Annotated in this window: 10 protein-coding genes; 3 read left to right on the top strand and 7 right to left on the bottom strand. The window is 63.2% G+C overall.

The annotated features are described in order from the left end of the window. Positions 1-61 precede the first annotated feature (61 nt). The gene (gene katG, locus U0S50_RS14580) at positions 62-2236 is read left to right on the top strand and encodes a catalase/peroxidase HPI (RefSeq protein WP_322309467.1); all 2175 of its coding nucleotides are present in this window, start codon (positions 62-64) and stop codon (positions 2234-2236) included. A 200-nt stretch (positions 2237-2436) separates the two neighbouring features. Here katG and U0S50_RS14575 read toward each other — a convergent pair whose 3' ends face one another. Continuing rightward, positions 2437-3684 (bottom strand): aspartate kinase, encoded by a 1248-nt coding sequence (locus U0S50_RS14575; RefSeq protein ID WP_322309466.1) that lies wholly within the window; start codon positions 3682-3684, stop codon positions 2437-2439. A 154-nt stretch (positions 3685-3838) separates the two neighbouring features. Between U0S50_RS14575 and ubiG the strand changes: the two genes are divergently transcribed. Both ubiG and U0S50_RS14565 read left to right on the top strand, forming a co-directional pair. Further along, positions 3839-4564, top strand: coding sequence for a bifunctional 2-polyprenyl-6-hydroxyphenol methylase/3-demethylubiquinol 3-O-methyltransferase UbiG (gene ubiG / locus U0S50_RS14570; RefSeq protein WP_322309465.1), 726 nt, complete (start codon positions 3839-3841; stop codon positions 4562-4564). A 2-nt stretch (positions 4565-4566) separates the two neighbouring features. Then, positions 4567-5175: a YdeI/OmpD-associated family protein gene (locus tag U0S50_RS14565; protein ID WP_322309464.1), complete on the top strand. Its 609-nt coding sequence runs from the start codon at positions 4567-4569 to the stop codon at positions 5173-5175. Positions 5176-5239: 64 nt separating this feature from the next. Here the strand turns inward: U0S50_RS14565 and U0S50_RS14560 are convergent, their stop codons facing one another. The 6 genes from U0S50_RS14560 to U0S50_RS14535 form a co-directional block, all read right to left on the bottom strand. After that, the gene (locus U0S50_RS14560) at positions 5240-5911 is read right to left on the bottom strand and encodes a glutathione S-transferase family protein (protein ID WP_322309463.1); all 672 of its coding nucleotides are present in this window, start codon (positions 5909-5911) and stop codon (positions 5240-5242) included. Positions 5912-5982: 71 nt separating this feature from the next. Next, positions 5983-6414: a hypothetical protein gene (locus U0S50_RS14555; protein WP_322309462.1), complete on the bottom strand. Its 432-nt coding sequence runs from the start codon at positions 6412-6414 to the stop codon at positions 5983-5985. A 160-nt stretch (positions 6415-6574) separates the two neighbouring features. Further along, positions 6575-11104 (bottom strand): glutamate synthase large subunit, encoded by a 4530-nt coding sequence (gltB, locus tag U0S50_RS14550; protein WP_322309461.1) that lies wholly within the window; start codon positions 11102-11104, stop codon positions 6575-6577. A 32-nt stretch (positions 11105-11136) separates the two neighbouring features. After that, complete coding sequence (locus tag U0S50_RS14545) at positions 11137-12270, bottom strand: DUF2059 domain-containing protein (protein ID WP_322309460.1); 1134 nt, start codon at positions 12268-12270, stop codon at positions 11137-11139. A gap of 24 nt (positions 12271-12294) precedes the next feature. Next, positions 12295-13737: an NAD(P)-dependent oxidoreductase gene (locus tag U0S50_RS14540; protein ID WP_322309459.1), complete on the bottom strand. Its 1443-nt coding sequence runs from the start codon at positions 13735-13737 to the stop codon at positions 12295-12297. Positions 13738-13896: 159 nt separating this feature from the next. After that, complete coding sequence (locus tag U0S50_RS14535; protein ID WP_322309458.1) at positions 13897-14691, bottom strand: undecaprenyl-diphosphate phosphatase; 795 nt, start codon at positions 14689-14691, stop codon at positions 13897-13899. Positions 14692-14877: the final 186 nt, after the last annotated feature.

Raw genomic sequence — 14877 nt, 5'->3', positions numbered from 1 at the left:
ATGGGCCGGTCATCCTGCCGCGCCAATCCCATCGAACAATCGCAGAAAAAGGAGAGATTGCATGAACGCCGAAAGCAAATGCCCGTTCTCGGGGGCCGAGGTTCGCCCGCTGCTCGGACGGCAGAATCGCGACTGGTGGCCCGACGCGCTCGACCTCACCATTCTGCAGACCGGCGGCCGCGTCGCCGACCCGATGGGCGAAGATTTCGATTATGTGAAGGCTTTCAAATCGATCGATTATCAGGCGCTGAAGAAGGATCTGACCGATCTGATGACCGACAGCCAGCCCTGGTGGCCTGCCGATTATGGTCATTATGGTCCCTTCTTCATCCGCATGGCGTGGCATGCGGCGGGCACCTATCGGACCGCCGACGGGCGCGGGGGCGCCAGCGAGGGACAGCAGCGCTTTGCTCCGCTCAACAGCTGGCCGGACAATGCCAATCTCGACAAGGCGCGGCGCCTGCTGTGGCCGATCAAACAAAAATATGGCAACAAGATCAGCTGGGCCGACCTGTTCGTCCTGACCGGCAATGTCGCGATCGAATCGATGGGCGGGCCGACCTTTGGTTTTGGCGGCGGCCGCAAAGACGTGTTCGAGCCCGAGATCGTCTATTGGGGCACCGAAGAACAATGGGTCGGCGATGGCGCCGAAACGCGTATCCAGCCTGACAAGGACATGGATCTGGAAAATCCGCTTGCGGCGATCCAGATGGGCCTGATCTACGTCAACCCCGAAGGGCCGGGCGGTAATCCCGATCCGTTGCTGTCGGCGCGCGACATGCGCGTGACCTTTGATCGCATGGCGATGAACGATGAGGAAACCGTCGCGCTGACCGCTGGTGGCCACACATTCGGCAAATGCCACGGTGCTGGCGATGCCAGCCTGGTCGGTGCTTCGCCCGAGGGGGCAGATATTGCCTTTCAGGGCCTTGGCTGGACCAGCGGATATCAAAGCGGCATTGGCGGCGATGCGATAACCAGCGGCCTTGAAGGATCATGGACCAACACCCCGCGCGAATGGTCGGAAAATTTCTTCCGCCTGCTGCTCGACTATGACTACGAACTGGTGAAGAGCCCGGCAGGCGCGCAGCAGTGGCAGCCGGTGAACCAGAAGGAAGAGGACATGGCGCCCGACGCGCATGATCCGTCCAAAAAGGTTCCCACGATGATGACCACCGCCGACATGGCGTTGAAGATGGACCCCGAATATCGCAAGATTTCGGAGCGCTTCCGGAATGATCATGAAGCCTTCAAAGATGCTTTCGCCCGCGCGTGGTTCAAGCTGACCCACCGCGACATGGGGCCCAAAGCGCGTTACCATGGCCCCGAAGTCCCGTCCGAGGATCTGATCTGGCAGGACCCGGTTCCGGCCGGAAAGCCGTTGAGCGATGCCGATGTTGCGGCGATCAAGGCCGATATTCTGGCCAGCGGCCTGACCGTGAGCGAACTGGTCAAGGCGGCGTGGGCTTCGGCGGCGAGCTATCGCCGGTCTGACCACCGCGGCGGTGCCAATGGCGCGCGTGTCCGGCTGGCGCCGCAAAAGGATTGGGCGGTCAACGACCCGGCGGACCTGGCCCGGGTGATTGCCAAGCTGGAAGACGTGAAGGGCAGCCGCGACGTGTCGATCGCCGACATGATTATCCTGGGCGGCGCGGCAGCGGTCGAAAAGGCCGCGAAGGATGCGGGCTTTGTGATCAGCGTGCCGGTTTCGACCGGTCGCGGCGATGCAAGCGAGGCGCAGACCGATGCCGAAAGCTTTGACCCTCTGGAACCGCAGGCCGACGCCTTCCGCAATTATCTCAAGACCAAGATGTCGGTGAAGACCGAAGAGATGATGGTGGACCGTGCTGACCTGATGGGGTTGTCGCTGCCGGAAATGACCGTGCTGGTCGGCGGGTTGCGCGTCCTTGGCGCCAATGCGGGCGGCCGTGATCATGGCGTTCTCACCAACCGCAAGGGCCAGCTTACCAACGACTTCTTCGTGAACCTGCTCGACATGAACACGGCATGGAAGGTGGTGGACGCCAGCGGAGACGAAGAGTTTGTCGGGTCGGATCGGGCTACCGGTGCTGCGAAGTGGAAGGCCAGCCGTACCGACCTCATCTTTGGATCAAACGCCCAGTTGCGCGCGGTTGCCGAGGTCTATGCCGAAAATGGCCATGAGGAAAAGTTCGTGAAGGACTTTGTAAAGGCTTGGACCAAGGTGATGGACGCCGATCGCTTTGATCTGGCGTAACCAATCGCGGCCAATGGCCGAATGAATATTGGTTGCCGGCCGCCCTGCTCTTGGGGGGCGGTCGAGCCCGCCCCCGGGGACATGGGCCTGGGGGCGGGTTTTTATCAGCTACAGCGCCCAGGCGGCCTGCGAGTGGACCGCCGAAACGGCGTCCTTCCAGCTTGCCGCTTTGGAGTGTTGCGATCCGTTTGCGGCTGCGCTCAGTCGGCGTCGAGGCCGTAGGCGGTGTGGAGCACGCGCACGGCGAGTTCGGTTTCGTCCTCGTCGATCAGCACGCTGACCTTGATTTCGCTGGTCGAGATCGCCTGGATGTTGATGCCGCGGTCGGCCAGCGCCCGGAACATCGTGCTCGCAACGCCTGCGTGGCTTTTCATGCCAACGCCGACGACGCTGACCTTCGCCACCTTGTCATCGCTGATGATGCGGTTGAAGCCGATCTTGTCCCTGGCTGCTTCGAGCAGGTCGATCGAGCGCAAGAGGTCGGCACCGGGGACGGTGAACGTCACGTCGGTTTCACCTTTGTCACGCCCGACGTTCTGGATGATCATGTCGACATTGATCCCGGCCGCGGCGAGCGGGCCAAAGATGTTTGCGACGCCGCCTGGCTTGTCGGGGACGCGCGTGACGATGATCTTCGCTTCATTCTTGTCGTGGGCGATGCCGGTAATCAGCTGCCGTTCCATCTGATGTTCCTCTATTTCTTCGTCGCTGACGATCATCGTGCCGGTTTTCGGGGCTTCGTCGCCTTCGACGAAGCTGGAGAGGACCTGCACGCGCACGCCCATCTTCATCGCAAGCCCGACCGACCGCGTCTGCAGCACCTTGGCGCCGACGCTCGCCAGTTCGAGCATTTCTTCATAGGTCACATAGTCCAGCTTTTGTGCGCGGGCGACGATGCGCGGATCGGTCGTATAGACGCCGTCGACATCGGTATAGATGTCGCAGCGGTCGGCCTTGACCGCCGCCGCGACCGCGACCGCGCTGGTGTCCGACCCACCGCGGCCGAGCGTCGCGACGCGGCCATCGTCCATCATCCCCTGAAAGCCCGGAATGACTGCGACTTCGCCCTGCGCCATCGCAGCTGACAGCGCGCCGGTGTCGATATCGGCGATGCGGGCGCGGGCATGGGCTTCTTCGGTGCGGATCGGCAATTGCCAGCCGAGCCAGCTGCGGGCGGGAACCCCCATCGCTTGCAGCGTCAGCGCCAGCAGGCCCGACGTCACCTGCTCGCCCGCCGCGACGACGACATCATATTCGGCCGGGTCGTAACGCGGGTTGGCCTCTCGGCAGAAATTCACCAGCCGGTCGGTTTCGCCTGCCATTGCCGACACGACCACCGCGACCTCGTTACCATTGGCAACTTCGCGTGCGACCAGCTTCGCAACCGTGCGAATTCGTTCGGTGCCCGCCATCGACGTGCCCCCGAATTTCATCACGATCCGCGCCATGTGCCCTGCTTTCTAAATCTGGTTTCAACCGCAACATTCCCGTCGGTTTTGCGGCGCTGCGCTGTTACGGAAGGGGGAGGGGATTGGCAAGGCCGCCGACGTATGCGGCGTAAATTTCTTGCGCGGACTGGGTGGTGATGCCAAAGATTATGACATGACGACCGCGACGATAAAAGCCGATGAAGCCGCCCATTTCGGAGCCTTGGCCGCCGATTGGTGGGATCCCAAGGGCAGTTCGGCGATGCTCCACCGCCTGAACCCGGTACGGCTTTCCTATATTCGCGAACAGATCGATGGCCATTGGCATGGCGATGCACGGGCACGCCGCCCGCTGGAGGGCAAAAGCGCACTCGATGTCGGTTGTGGGGCGGGATTGCTTGCAGAGCCGCTGGCCCGCATGGGCGCTTCGGTAACGGGCGTCGATGCGGCACCCGAAAATATCGCGGCTGCCAGGGCCCATGCCGAAGGGCAGGGGTTGGCGATTACCTATCATGCCGGAGAAATCGGGGCGCTGCCGCTTGCGACCTTTGATCTGGTCACGTCCATGGAAGTGGTTGAGCATGTTGCCGACCCGGCCGTATTCATTGCCGAACTCGCTGCGCGGCTGGCGCCCGGCGGGCTGATGATCCTGTCGACCCCGAACCGAACGCTTGCTTCGAAACTCTTGTTGGTCGAGGCGGCCGAGCGGATCGGCGCGGTGCCGCGTGGCACGCATGATTGGGACCAGTTTCTGCGCCCCGACGAGTTGGAGGCGCTGCTCAGGGACGCGGGGCTGGAACTCATCGACCGTACCGGCCTGTCGCCATCGGCGGCGAAGGGATTCAAGCTGGGGGGCAGCGAGGCACTGAACTATCTGGTGTCCGCCCGCCACGCAGGATAGCGATGACCGGTCGCCGCGATCCTCGCGTCGACGCCTATATCGCGAGTGCGCAGCCCTTTGCACGGCCCATCCTGACCCATCTGCGCGTGCTGGTCCATGGCGCGGTGCCGGACGTCGGCGAAGCGATCAAATGGGGCATGCCCTTTTTTACGCTTGAGGGCGCCAATCTTGCCAATCTCGCGGCGTTCAAGGAACATGCCGCCTTTGGATTCTGGCGTCATGCCGAGGTGATGGGAACCGCTGATCGCGGCGGTGCGATGGGCAGTTTTGGGCGGCTGGCCGGCCTTGCTGACCTGCCACCGGATGCCGAGATCGTGGCGCGGTTGGTGGAGGCGGTACGGTTGATCCGCGACAAGGTGCCCGATCCGCGGCGTGCCAGCGACAGGCAGAGGAACCCGGATGCGGCGGTTCCGGCTGCGCTGGCCACCGCATTGGCCGCCGATGTTGCGGCACAGAAAGCCTGGAACGCCTTCGCTCCCAGCCATCGCCGCGAATATTGTGCGTGGATTGCCGACGCCAAGCGCGAGGAGACGCGCGCGCGGCGCGTCGCTCAAGCGATCGAGTGGATCGCCGCAGGGCGAGGTCGGAACTGGAAGTACAAGACGGGCTGAAGCATTTTCTGTCGCAGCGCCCAGCGTGCTTCGTGCAACGGGCGGTATGGTCCGGCGGCAAGAGTCAGAAATCGACATCCTCATAATATTTGGGTGGGGTGACGATCTCCATCCGCTCGGCGAGCAGCGGCCGGAAGCTAGGACGCGATTTCAGGCCCGAATACCAACCCTTGGTCTGCTCATGCCCCGTCCAGTCGATGCCGCCCAGATAGTCGGCGACCGAAATATGCGCGGCGGCGGCCAGATCGGCGAGGCTCATCGTCGCACCGGCGAGCCAGGTGCGGTGGTCGATCAGATAATCGATATAATCGAGATGCTGGTTTGCCGCCTTCATCGCTTCGCGCAACGCTCCGCCATCGGGTGGCTGACGATGGACGATGCGCTTTTGCATCCGCTCGAACAGCAAGGGGCCGGTGACTTCATAATAGAAATCCTGGTCGAACCACGCGACCAGGCGGCGAATCTCGGCGCGCTGGGCGGCGGTGCCGTTGATCATCGCCTTGCCTTCGACCGTTTCCTCGAAATATTCGGCGATTGCATTGCTGTCGATCAGCACCTGGCCGCGCCCGGCGTCCACCATGACCGGCGTACGCCCCGCCGGGTTCAGATCGACGAATTCATCGCGGCGTTCCCATGGCGATTCGCGCACCAGTTCATATCCGACGCCCTTTTCGCCCAGCAAAAGCCGGATCTTGCGCGAAAAGGGACAGAGGGGGAATTGGTAGAGTTGCCACATAGGTTTCGCATAGCGGCAGCGGGGCGGCGCGCGCAACGACTATGGCGCAAATGCGCGCCCGGACCGTGGCATTATCGGCGGGCGGCCTCGCGTTCGCGCTCCCACTGCGCGGCCATGTCGCGCGCCATGTCTTTCAGAACAGGGGCATAGGTGGCCAGCGCCGACGCGGCATGACCCGCCATGCGGGCGCTGGCCCGGACGTCGTCCCCCATGCGATCGGCATAGCCGGGGTCGCGACCGGCGATTTCGCCGAGCGTTGCATCGGGCGGAATATAGGCGGCGTCCGATTCCGGATCGATCCGGGCCACGGCCTCGGCCAGCGGACCGACATTCATCTGCATCAGCGCACTCATCAACGTCGCAACCGTGTCGGCAATCCGATCCTGCGTTGCAGGGTCGTTCAGCGTGCCCACGGCGCGTTGCATGCTCCCGTCGGCGGCCGCAGCGGGCAGCGGGGCGGCAAGCGCAAGAAGGGGAAGGGCGGCAATGGTCCAGCGCGGCATCGGCTTCATCCTTTCAGCGAGGCCAGATCGACAATGGCTCTTCATTTAGCCGGCCGACGCTTTCTCTGCGCTGAACGTTGCAGGACGTGCGCCGAGACGATGTCCCGGCGCGACAGTCCGCACTTTCCGCCCCGCCGTCTCGGGGACGGGGCCCGGAACGCTATTCCGCCGCGACGACTTCGGGGGCGGCATCGCTCAGCGGATGGGCGATGCGGCTCACCATTTCCTTCGGGCAAACCTGCCAGAAGCGAGTCCGCCAGCGATCCCAGTCCGACAGGATCTCGGCCGACCATTTGCTGCCCGTCGCCTTGGCATGATCGGCGACCAGTTCTTTCAGCACGCCTTCCCAATGCGCGCTGTCCAAACGTTGCCACAGGATCGATTCACCGTTGGCATGGCGTTCGAAACTGTCGTCGGTATCGAGAACAAAGGCCATACCGCCGGTCATCCCGGCGCCGAAGTTTGAACCCACCGGCCCCAAGATCACGGCCGTCCCGCCGGTCATATATTCGCAGCCATTGGCGCCGCAGCCCTCGATCACCACGCGCGCGCCCGAATTGCGGACCGCGAAGCGTTCACCCGCCTGGCCTGCGGCCAGCAGCGTGCCCGCGGTTGCGCCATAGAGGACGGTGTTGCCGACGATGCTGTTATGCTGGCTGACCAGCGGGCTCGACACTGTCGGGCGCACGATGATGCGGCCCCCCGACAGGCCCTTGCCGACATAGTCATTGGCGTCGCCGAATACTTCCAGCGTGATGCCGTGGCACAGAAAGGCGCCAAGCGACTGGCCCGCGGTGCCGCGTAGCCGGACATGAACATGGTCGTCGGCGAGGCTTTTCATCCCGAACCGCTGCGTGACCTCGGCCGACAGGCGGGTGCCGACCGCGCGGTGGGTGTTGCGGACGTTATAAGTAAGCTGCATGCGCTCGCCGCGTTCGAACAGCGGGCGCGCGTCGCTCAATATCTGGGCGTCGAGGCTGTCGGGAACGGGGTTGCGATACGCCGGGCCCATCGAACGCCGTTGATCATCAGGGGCATCGACCTTGGCCAATATGGGATTGAGGTCGAGATCGTCGAGATGTTCGGCGCCGCGGCTGACCTGACGCAGCAATTCGGTACGACCGATCACCTCATCGAGGCTGCGGCAGCCGAGTTTCGCTAGGATTTCGCGCACCTCTTCCGCGATGAACGTCATCAGGTTGATCACCTTTTCGGGCGATCCACCGAATTTGGCGCGCAGCTTTTCATCCTGGGTGCAAACACCGACCGGGCAGGTGTTCGAATGGCACTGCCGCACCATGATGCAGCCCATAGCCACCAGGCTCAAAGTTCCGATGCCATATTCCTCTGCGCCCAGGATCGCCGCGATGACGATATCGCGGCCGGTCTTGAGCCCGCCATCGGTGCGCAGCCGGATGCGATGGCGCAGTCCGTTGAGCGTCAGCACCTGATTGACTTCGCTCAGGCCCATTTCCCACGGCGTGCCGGCATATTTGATGCTGGTCTGGGGCGAGGCGCCGGTGCCGCCGGTGTTCCCTGACACCAGGATGACGTCGGCATGCGCCTTGGCGACACCCGCCGCGACGGTGCCGATGCCCGCGGAGCTGACGAGTTTTACGCACACGCGCGCCTTGGGGTTGATCTGTTTCAGGTCATAGATCAGCTGTGCCAGATCCTCGATCGAATAGATGTCGTGATGCGGCGGCGGGCTGATCAGCATCACGCCCGGCGTCGAATGGCGCAGGCGGGCGATGAATTCGGTCACTTTGAAGCCGGGGAGCTGGCCGCCTTCGCCAGGCTTCGCGCCCTGGGCGACCTTGATCTCGATCTCGTCGCACGCGCCCAGATATTCGGCGGTGACACCGAAACGGCCGCTCGCAATCTGTTTGATATTGCTGTTGGCATTGTCGCCATTGGCATAGGGTTGATAGCGCGAGCTGTCTTCGCCGCCTTCGCCCGACACCGCCTTCGCGCCGATGCGGTTCATCGCGATCGCCAGCGTTTCATGCGCTTCGGGCGACAAGGCGCCCAAGGACATGCCGGGGGTGACAAAGCGCTTGCGGATTTCGGTGATCGCCTCGACGCTGTCGAGCGGCACCCCCTGTGCCGGATAGTTGAATTCCATCAGGTCGCGCAGATAGATGGGCGGCAGGTCCGCCACCCCGCGCGAGAATTGCAAATAGGTCGAATAACTGTCGGTGGCGACCGCCGTTTGAAGCAGGTGCATCAACTGCGCCGAATAGGCATGGGCCTCTCCGCCCGCGCGCTGGCGATAGAAACCGCCGATCGGCAGCGCAGTGACGCGCGTGTCGAACGCGGCCTCATGCTTTTCGGTCGCGTTGATGAACAGCGATTGATAACCTTCGCCCGAAATCTTGGCGGGCATTCCGGGAAAGAGGTCGTTGACCAGCGCGCGTGACAAGCCGACGGCCTCGAAATTATAGCCGCCGCGATAGCTGGAGATCACCGCGATCCCCATTTTGGCAAGGATTTTGAGGAGGCCATCGTCAATGGCCTTGCGGAACCGCTGGCGGCAATCGTCGAGCGTCAGTTCGGTGCCGAACAGACCGCGGGCGTGACGATCGGCGATCGTCGCTTCGGTCAGATAGGCATGGACCGTTGTTGCGCCGACCCCGACAAGGACGGCAAAGGCGTGGGTGTCGAGCACCTCGGCCGAACGCACGTTGATGGAGGCATAGCTGCGTAACCCCTTGCGGACGAGGTGGGTGTGAACGGCGGCGGCGGCGAGCACCATCGCCATGCCGACCCGCCCGGCGCCGATATTCTGGTCCGACAGGAACAGCTCGCTACGCCCCGCGCGTACCGCATCCTCGGCCTCACGGCGAACGCGGGCGATCGCCTCGCGCAGCGTCGAGGCATCGCCGCCGGTTGCAAAGGTACAATCGATGTCAGCGACCGCATCGCCGAAATAGGCCCGCAGCCGATCCCAGTCGTCGCCCACGAGAACCGGCGAATCGATGACCAGCACATGGTCGCTCTGGCCCTTTTCATCGAGGATGTTGGCGAGATTGGCAAAGCGCGTCTTCAGGCTCATGACATGCCGTTCGCGCAAGCTGTCGATCGGCGGGTTTGTGACCTGGCTGAAATTCTGGCGAAAGAATTGCGCGACGTGGCGCGGCTTGTCCGAAATGACCGCGAGCGGGGTGTCGTCGCCCATCGATCCGATCGCTTCCTTGGCATCCTCGACCATCGGCGAGAGGATGAGCTCCATATCTTCCATCGTCAGGCCCGCGGCGACCTGGCGGCGGAGCAATTCGCTGCGTTCCCAACCGCCGATGCTCGGCTTTCCGCTCTTGGGCAGGTCCACCATGGTGCGGAAACCCTTGACCCGGGCGCCATAATCCTGCCGCCCGGCGATCAGATCCTTGATCGCGCGGTCTTCGTAAAGCGTGCCATCTTCCAGGTCGACGGCGATCATCTGGCCGGGGCCAAGTCGCCCCTTTTTGCGCAGGCTCGCCTCGGGCAGCAGCACCATGCCGCTTTCCGAACCGACGACGAGCAAATTGTCGGCGGTGAGCGAATAGCGCAGCGGGCGCAACGCATTGCGGTCCATTCCCGCGACCGCCCATCGGCCGTCGGTCATCGCCAGCGCGGCGGGGCCGTCCCACGGCTCCATGACGCTGGCGAGAAAGCTGTACATTGCCTTGTGCGCTTCGGGCAGGTCACTGTCATGCCCCCACGCTTCGGGCACCAGGATCAGTTTCGCGGTCGGCGCGTCGCGGCCGGCGCGGCACAGTGCCTCGAACACCGCGTCCAGAGCGGCGGTATCGCTGGCGCCTGCCGGGATCACCGGTTTGATGTCTTCCGAATGCTCGCCAAAGGCGAGGCTCGCCATCTTGATCTCGTGGCTTTTCATCCAGTTCTTGTTGCCGCGGATCGTGTTGATCTCGCCATTATGGGCAAGGCAACGGAAGGGCTGGGCAAGCCACCATTGCGGAAAGGTGTTGGTCGAATAGCGCTGGTGGAAAATCGCGACCCGGCTTTCGAACATCTTGTTCGCCAGATCGGGATAGAAATCGGCCAGGCTCTCGGCGAGAAACAGCCCCTTGTAGATGATCGAGCGCGCCGACAGGCTGCAGATGTAGAAGTCGTGGATCTGCGCCGCGATCACCTTTTTCTCGATCCGGCGGCGGACGAGATAGAGCTGCTTTTCGAACTCGGCGAGCGACTGTTCCTCGGGCAGCGGTCCCGCGATCATGATCTGTTCGATCTCGGGGCGGGTGCGCTGCGCCTTGTCGCCGATCACCGACACATCGACCGGCACCTGGCGCCAGCCATAGATGGTGAAGCCGGCGTCGATGATCTCCGCCTCGACGATGGTACGGCACTCCTCCTGCGCGCCAAGGTCGGTGCGCGGCAGGAAGACCATGCCGACCGCAAGGCGGTTCGGCAGCACCTTGTGCCCCGATGCCGCGATCGCGTCGTCAAAGAACCGCACGGGCAGGTCGACATGGATGCCCGCCCCGTCCCCCGTCTTGCCGTCGGCGTCGACGGCGCCGCGGTGCCAGACGGCACGCAGCGCCTCGATCGCCGCCTCGACGACGCGGCGCGAGGCCTTGCCGTCGGTCGCCGCGACCATGCCAACGCCGCAGGCGTCGGATTCAAGGTCGGGGCGGTACATGCCGGTTTCGGCAAGGCGGGCATGATCGGGGGTCGGGTATTGGGTCATCGTCTGTTCCTGGCGATAAAGGCCGGGGCCTGTCAGGTGGTGGGGTCGCCGCCCGCCTGCTTGCGGGCGTTGGCAATGGCTTGTTGTTCGGCTTCATAGGCGGCGGTGGAGGCGGCTTCGGCCGCTTCTTCGAGCTTTTCGACCCGTGACCGATCAGTGTCGGACCATGTGGTGCGATCATAATAGGTTTCAAAGTCGCTATCGCCCGCGACGTCTGCTGCCGCCTCTGCCGCCGCCTCGGCCCCATCGGCGGCTGCATCGACGGCCTCTTCGGTGTCGCTGTTCCAGATGTCGCGATGGTTTTTGAGCGTCTGGACGTCGACCTTCAGAAGCTTGGCGAGCTTCGCCAGTTCCTTATCGTCGAGGTCGGTCAGCGAACGTTCTTTCGGAAGATCCTTGAACTGCTTCTCGATCTTGGGGCCCCGATCGATGAATTTGTTCACCATCGGCGGGATCGCCTTGATCACCGCCAGCATCACCTCGGGATCCGCCTGAAGCACCATCGAGTCCCCGGCAAAGGCGGCGCCGGTCGGGGTGGCAAAGAAACGGTTGATCTCGGCAAGCTGTTCGACCGAGAACTGGCGGGCATAGGCTCGGGCGAGGCCGCTACGCATCGGCCCTTCCATGTCGGCGAGTACCTCGCTGATCAGCGGCTTGATGATCGACATCATCTGATCTTCGCGTGCCTTGCGGTGCGGGTCGAACATGTCGGCGACCTTCGCCTTCGTCGCATCGTCGAGCTTCGCGATCTTGTCGCTTTCCAGGCCGGTCTTGATCGACAGCATCAGATCGGACTTGCTGCTCATTTCTTCCATGAACAGGTTGACGAAGCGGCCGTACATGCGGTCGATCATCTTTTCGAGGCTGCCGGTCGGGACAAGCGCCGCGGTGGTCGTCTGTGCCAGCGTCAGGCGCGCCGGTTCGATCGGCGGCAGGTCGCTGGTGTCGAACAGCTTTTCGATCAGCGCCAGCGCCTGGTCCATTTCCTTCTGCATCTTGGTCTTGGCGGCGGCGACATCGTCAGCCGTCATGCCGTTATCGGCTTCGGTCGCTTCTGTGGCGGCGTCATAGGCGATGGTCTCGGCGGCCGGGGCCTCCTGCGCCCAGGCGGGGAGCGGCGCCATCGTAACGGCTCCGGCGAGCAGAAGGGATTTCCAAGTCGACATATCTATTATTCCTTACCCTGTTGGTCAGGCTGCCTTCTTTTCGCCTTTTGCTCTCGCCTTCAACCATTTCGACATTTGTTCGCTCACATCGCGCCCGTCGCGGATGCCCCAGACGACCAGGCTGGCGCCGCGCACGATGTCGCCCGCGGCGAAAACGCCCGGCAGGCTCGTCATCATCGTCTGGTGATCGACGCGCAGCGTGCCCCAGCGCGTGACGCTGAGATCGGGGGAGCCGAACATCTGCGGCAGATCCTCCGGATCAAAGCCCAGCGCCTTGATGACCATGTCGGCAGGAACATCGAAGGTGCGGCCCGGGTCGGGTTCGGGGCTGCGGCGGCCGCTGGCATCCGGGGCGCCGAGACGCATGCCCGCCACCGCCACCTGCTTGACCGCCTTGTCGGCGGTGAAGCTTTCGGGGGCGGACAGCCACACGAACTCCACGCCTTCTTCCTCGGCATTGGCGACTTCGCGCTGTGACCCCGGCATATTGTCGCGGTCGCGGCGATAGAGGCACTTCACCGATTTCGCGCCTTGGCGCACCGCGGTGCGGACGCAGTCCATTGCGGTGTCGCCGCCGCCGATGACGACGACATGTTTATCCTTGGCATCGAGGCGGCCGTCGTCAAGGGCGGGAACCTGGTCGCCAAAGCTCTTGCGGTTCGACGCGATCAGATAGTCGAGCGCGGCGATGACGCCTTCGGCTTCATTGCCCGGCACCTTGATCTCGCGCGGCTTGTACACCCCGGTTGCGATCAACAGTGCATCATGCTTGCGGCGCAGATCGTCGAGCGCCGCCTCGCGGCCGACCTCAAACCCCAGGTGGAAATGAATGCCGCCGTCGGCCAGCCGCTCGATGCGGCGCATCACCACATCCTTTTCCAGCTTGAAACCGGGAATGCCATAGGTCAGCAGGCCGCCCGCGCGATCATGGCGGTCATAGACATGCACCTCATGCCCCTGGACGCGCAGATATTCGGCGGCGGTCAGCCCGGCGGGACCGGCGCCGATGATCCCCACCGACTGGCCGGTCGCGGGTCCGGCCTGGATCGGTTCGACCCACCCCTCGGCCCAGGCGGTATCGGTGATATATTTTTCGACGCTGCCGATCGTCACCGCCCCATGGCCGGAAAATTCGATCACGCAATTGCCTTCGCAAAGCCGATCTTGCGGGCAGATGCGGCCGCAGATCTCGGGCATCGTCGAGGTGGCGTTCGACAGCTCATAGGCTTCGCGCAGTCGCCCTTCGGCGGTCAGGCGCAGCCAGTCTGGAATATGGTTGTGCAGCGGGCAATGCACCGAGCAATAGGGCACGCCGCATTGCGAGCATCGCGCCGCCTGTGCATCGGCATCGGACGCTGCATAGCGCTCGGCGATCTCGCGAAAATCGCGGGCACGCTCTTCGGCTGAGCGCTTGTCGGGATAATTTTGTTCGCGCCCCACAAATTGGAGCATGCGTTCGGCGGCCATGCAGATTCCCCTTCGTTGAAAAGGGGGAAGCATGGCCGCCGAGCATCTGTCATTATCGAATTCGTATTTAGGTTAGTAATACTGCCTTAAAATCGGAGCTATCTCGGTGGCGGTAACGGCTGGCGCAACAATCTTTCTCAAATTAAGTCCGAATCGGCCTTATCTGGCGGCCAGCCAGATCAAGGCCGCTGCGCCGACGATGATTCGGTACCAGGCAAAGGGGGCAAAGCCATAGCGGGTGACGACCGCCAGAAAGGCCTTGATCACCGCCCATGCGACGATGAAGGACACGAACGCGCCGACCGCGATCAGTCCGAGATCGTTCGACGATACCGCGTCGCGATGCTTGAACAGTTGCAAGGCAGTGGCGCCGGTCAACGTCGGCAGGGCGAGGAAAAAGCTGAACTCGGCGGCGGTCTTGCGATCGACGCCCATTGCCATCGCGCCCATGATCGTTGCGCCCGACCGGCTGACGCCTGGGATCATCGCGATACATTGGACCAGCCCGACCATGATGGACTGTTTCGTCGACAGTGCGGCTACGCCGCCGCTTTCCCTGGGCTTGGCGAATCGCTCGACGAGCAGGATGGCAAAGCCACCGATCACCAATGCCCAGGCGACCACGACCGCATTTTCGAGCAGCAGTTCGATATAGTCGCCAAAGGCAAGGCCGAGCACCACGGCGGGGATGAAGGCGAGGAGCAGGTTACGGACAAAGGCAATGGCGACGGGATCGCGGCGGAAAAACCCCGTTCCCATATCCCAGAATAATTTCCGGTACAGCACGACGATTGCCAGGATCGCACCGGGTTGGATGGCGATGTTGAAGATCGCCCAGCGCGCGGCGTCATAGCCCAGCAGCTCGGTGGCCAAAATCAGGTGGCCAGTCGAGGATACTGGCAGAAATTCGGTCAGCCCCTCGACAATGCCGAGGATGATGGCGGTCAGCCACATGGTTTAAGCTCCATTGGTCAAAAAGGGGGGGGGCAGGGGACGGACGGTGAAGGGGCATCGACGATCCTGGCCTTGCTGTCGCATAAAATCAAAAAGGGGACGCCCGACCTCTGCCGGACGCCCCCTGTCCTGTTTCCTGACCTACGCAGCGGCGCAGGATTTTTCCAGCGGCTATTTTCCCGGCAC

Origin of the sequence: Sphingopyxis sp., assembly GCF_034380315.1 — a bacterium.
GTDB lineage: Bacteria > Pseudomonadota > Alphaproteobacteria > Sphingomonadales > Sphingomonadaceae > Sphingopyxis.
Note: the sequence above shows the minus strand (reverse complement) of the source record. Positions and strands in the feature narration are given on the sequence as shown.

Bases quoted from the DNA above. Each gene is read 5' to 3' on its own strand.
- U0S50_RS14555 (WP_322309462.1), bottom strand. From the start codon at position 6,414: ATGCCGCGCTGGACCATTGCCGCCCTTCCCCTTCTTGCGCTTGCCGCC.
- U0S50_RS14540 (WP_322309459.1), bottom strand. From the start codon at position 13,737: ATGGCCGCCGAACGCATGCTCCAATTTGTGGGGCGCGAACAAAATTAT.
- U0S50_RS14545 (WP_322309460.1), bottom strand. From the start codon at position 12,270: ATGTCGACTTGGAAATCCCTTCTGCTCGCCGGAGCCGTTACGATGGCG.
- katG (WP_322309467.1), top strand. From the start codon at position 62: ATGAACGCCGAAAGCAAATGCCCGTTCTCGGGGGCCGAGGTTCGCCCG.
- U0S50_RS14560 (WP_322309463.1), bottom strand. From the start codon at position 5,911: ATGTGGCAACTCTACCAATTCCCCCTCTGTCCCTTTTCGCGCAAGATC.
- ubiG (WP_322309465.1), top strand. From the start codon at position 3,839: ATGACGACCGCGACGATAAAAGCCGATGAAGCCGCCCATTTCGGAGCC.
- gltB (WP_322309461.1), bottom strand. From the start codon at position 11,104: ATGACCCAATACCCGACCCCCGATCATGCCCGCCTTGCCGAAACCGGC.
- U0S50_RS14535 (WP_322309458.1), bottom strand. From the start codon at position 14,691: ATGTGGCTGACCGCCATCATCCTCGGCATTGTCGAGGGGCTGACCGAA.
- U0S50_RS14565 (WP_322309464.1), top strand. From the start codon at position 4,567: ATGACCGGTCGCCGCGATCCTCGCGTCGACGCCTATATCGCGAGTGCG.
- U0S50_RS14575 (WP_322309466.1), bottom strand. From the start codon at position 3,684: ATGGCGCGGATCGTGATGAAATTCGGGGGCACGTCGATGGCGGGCACC.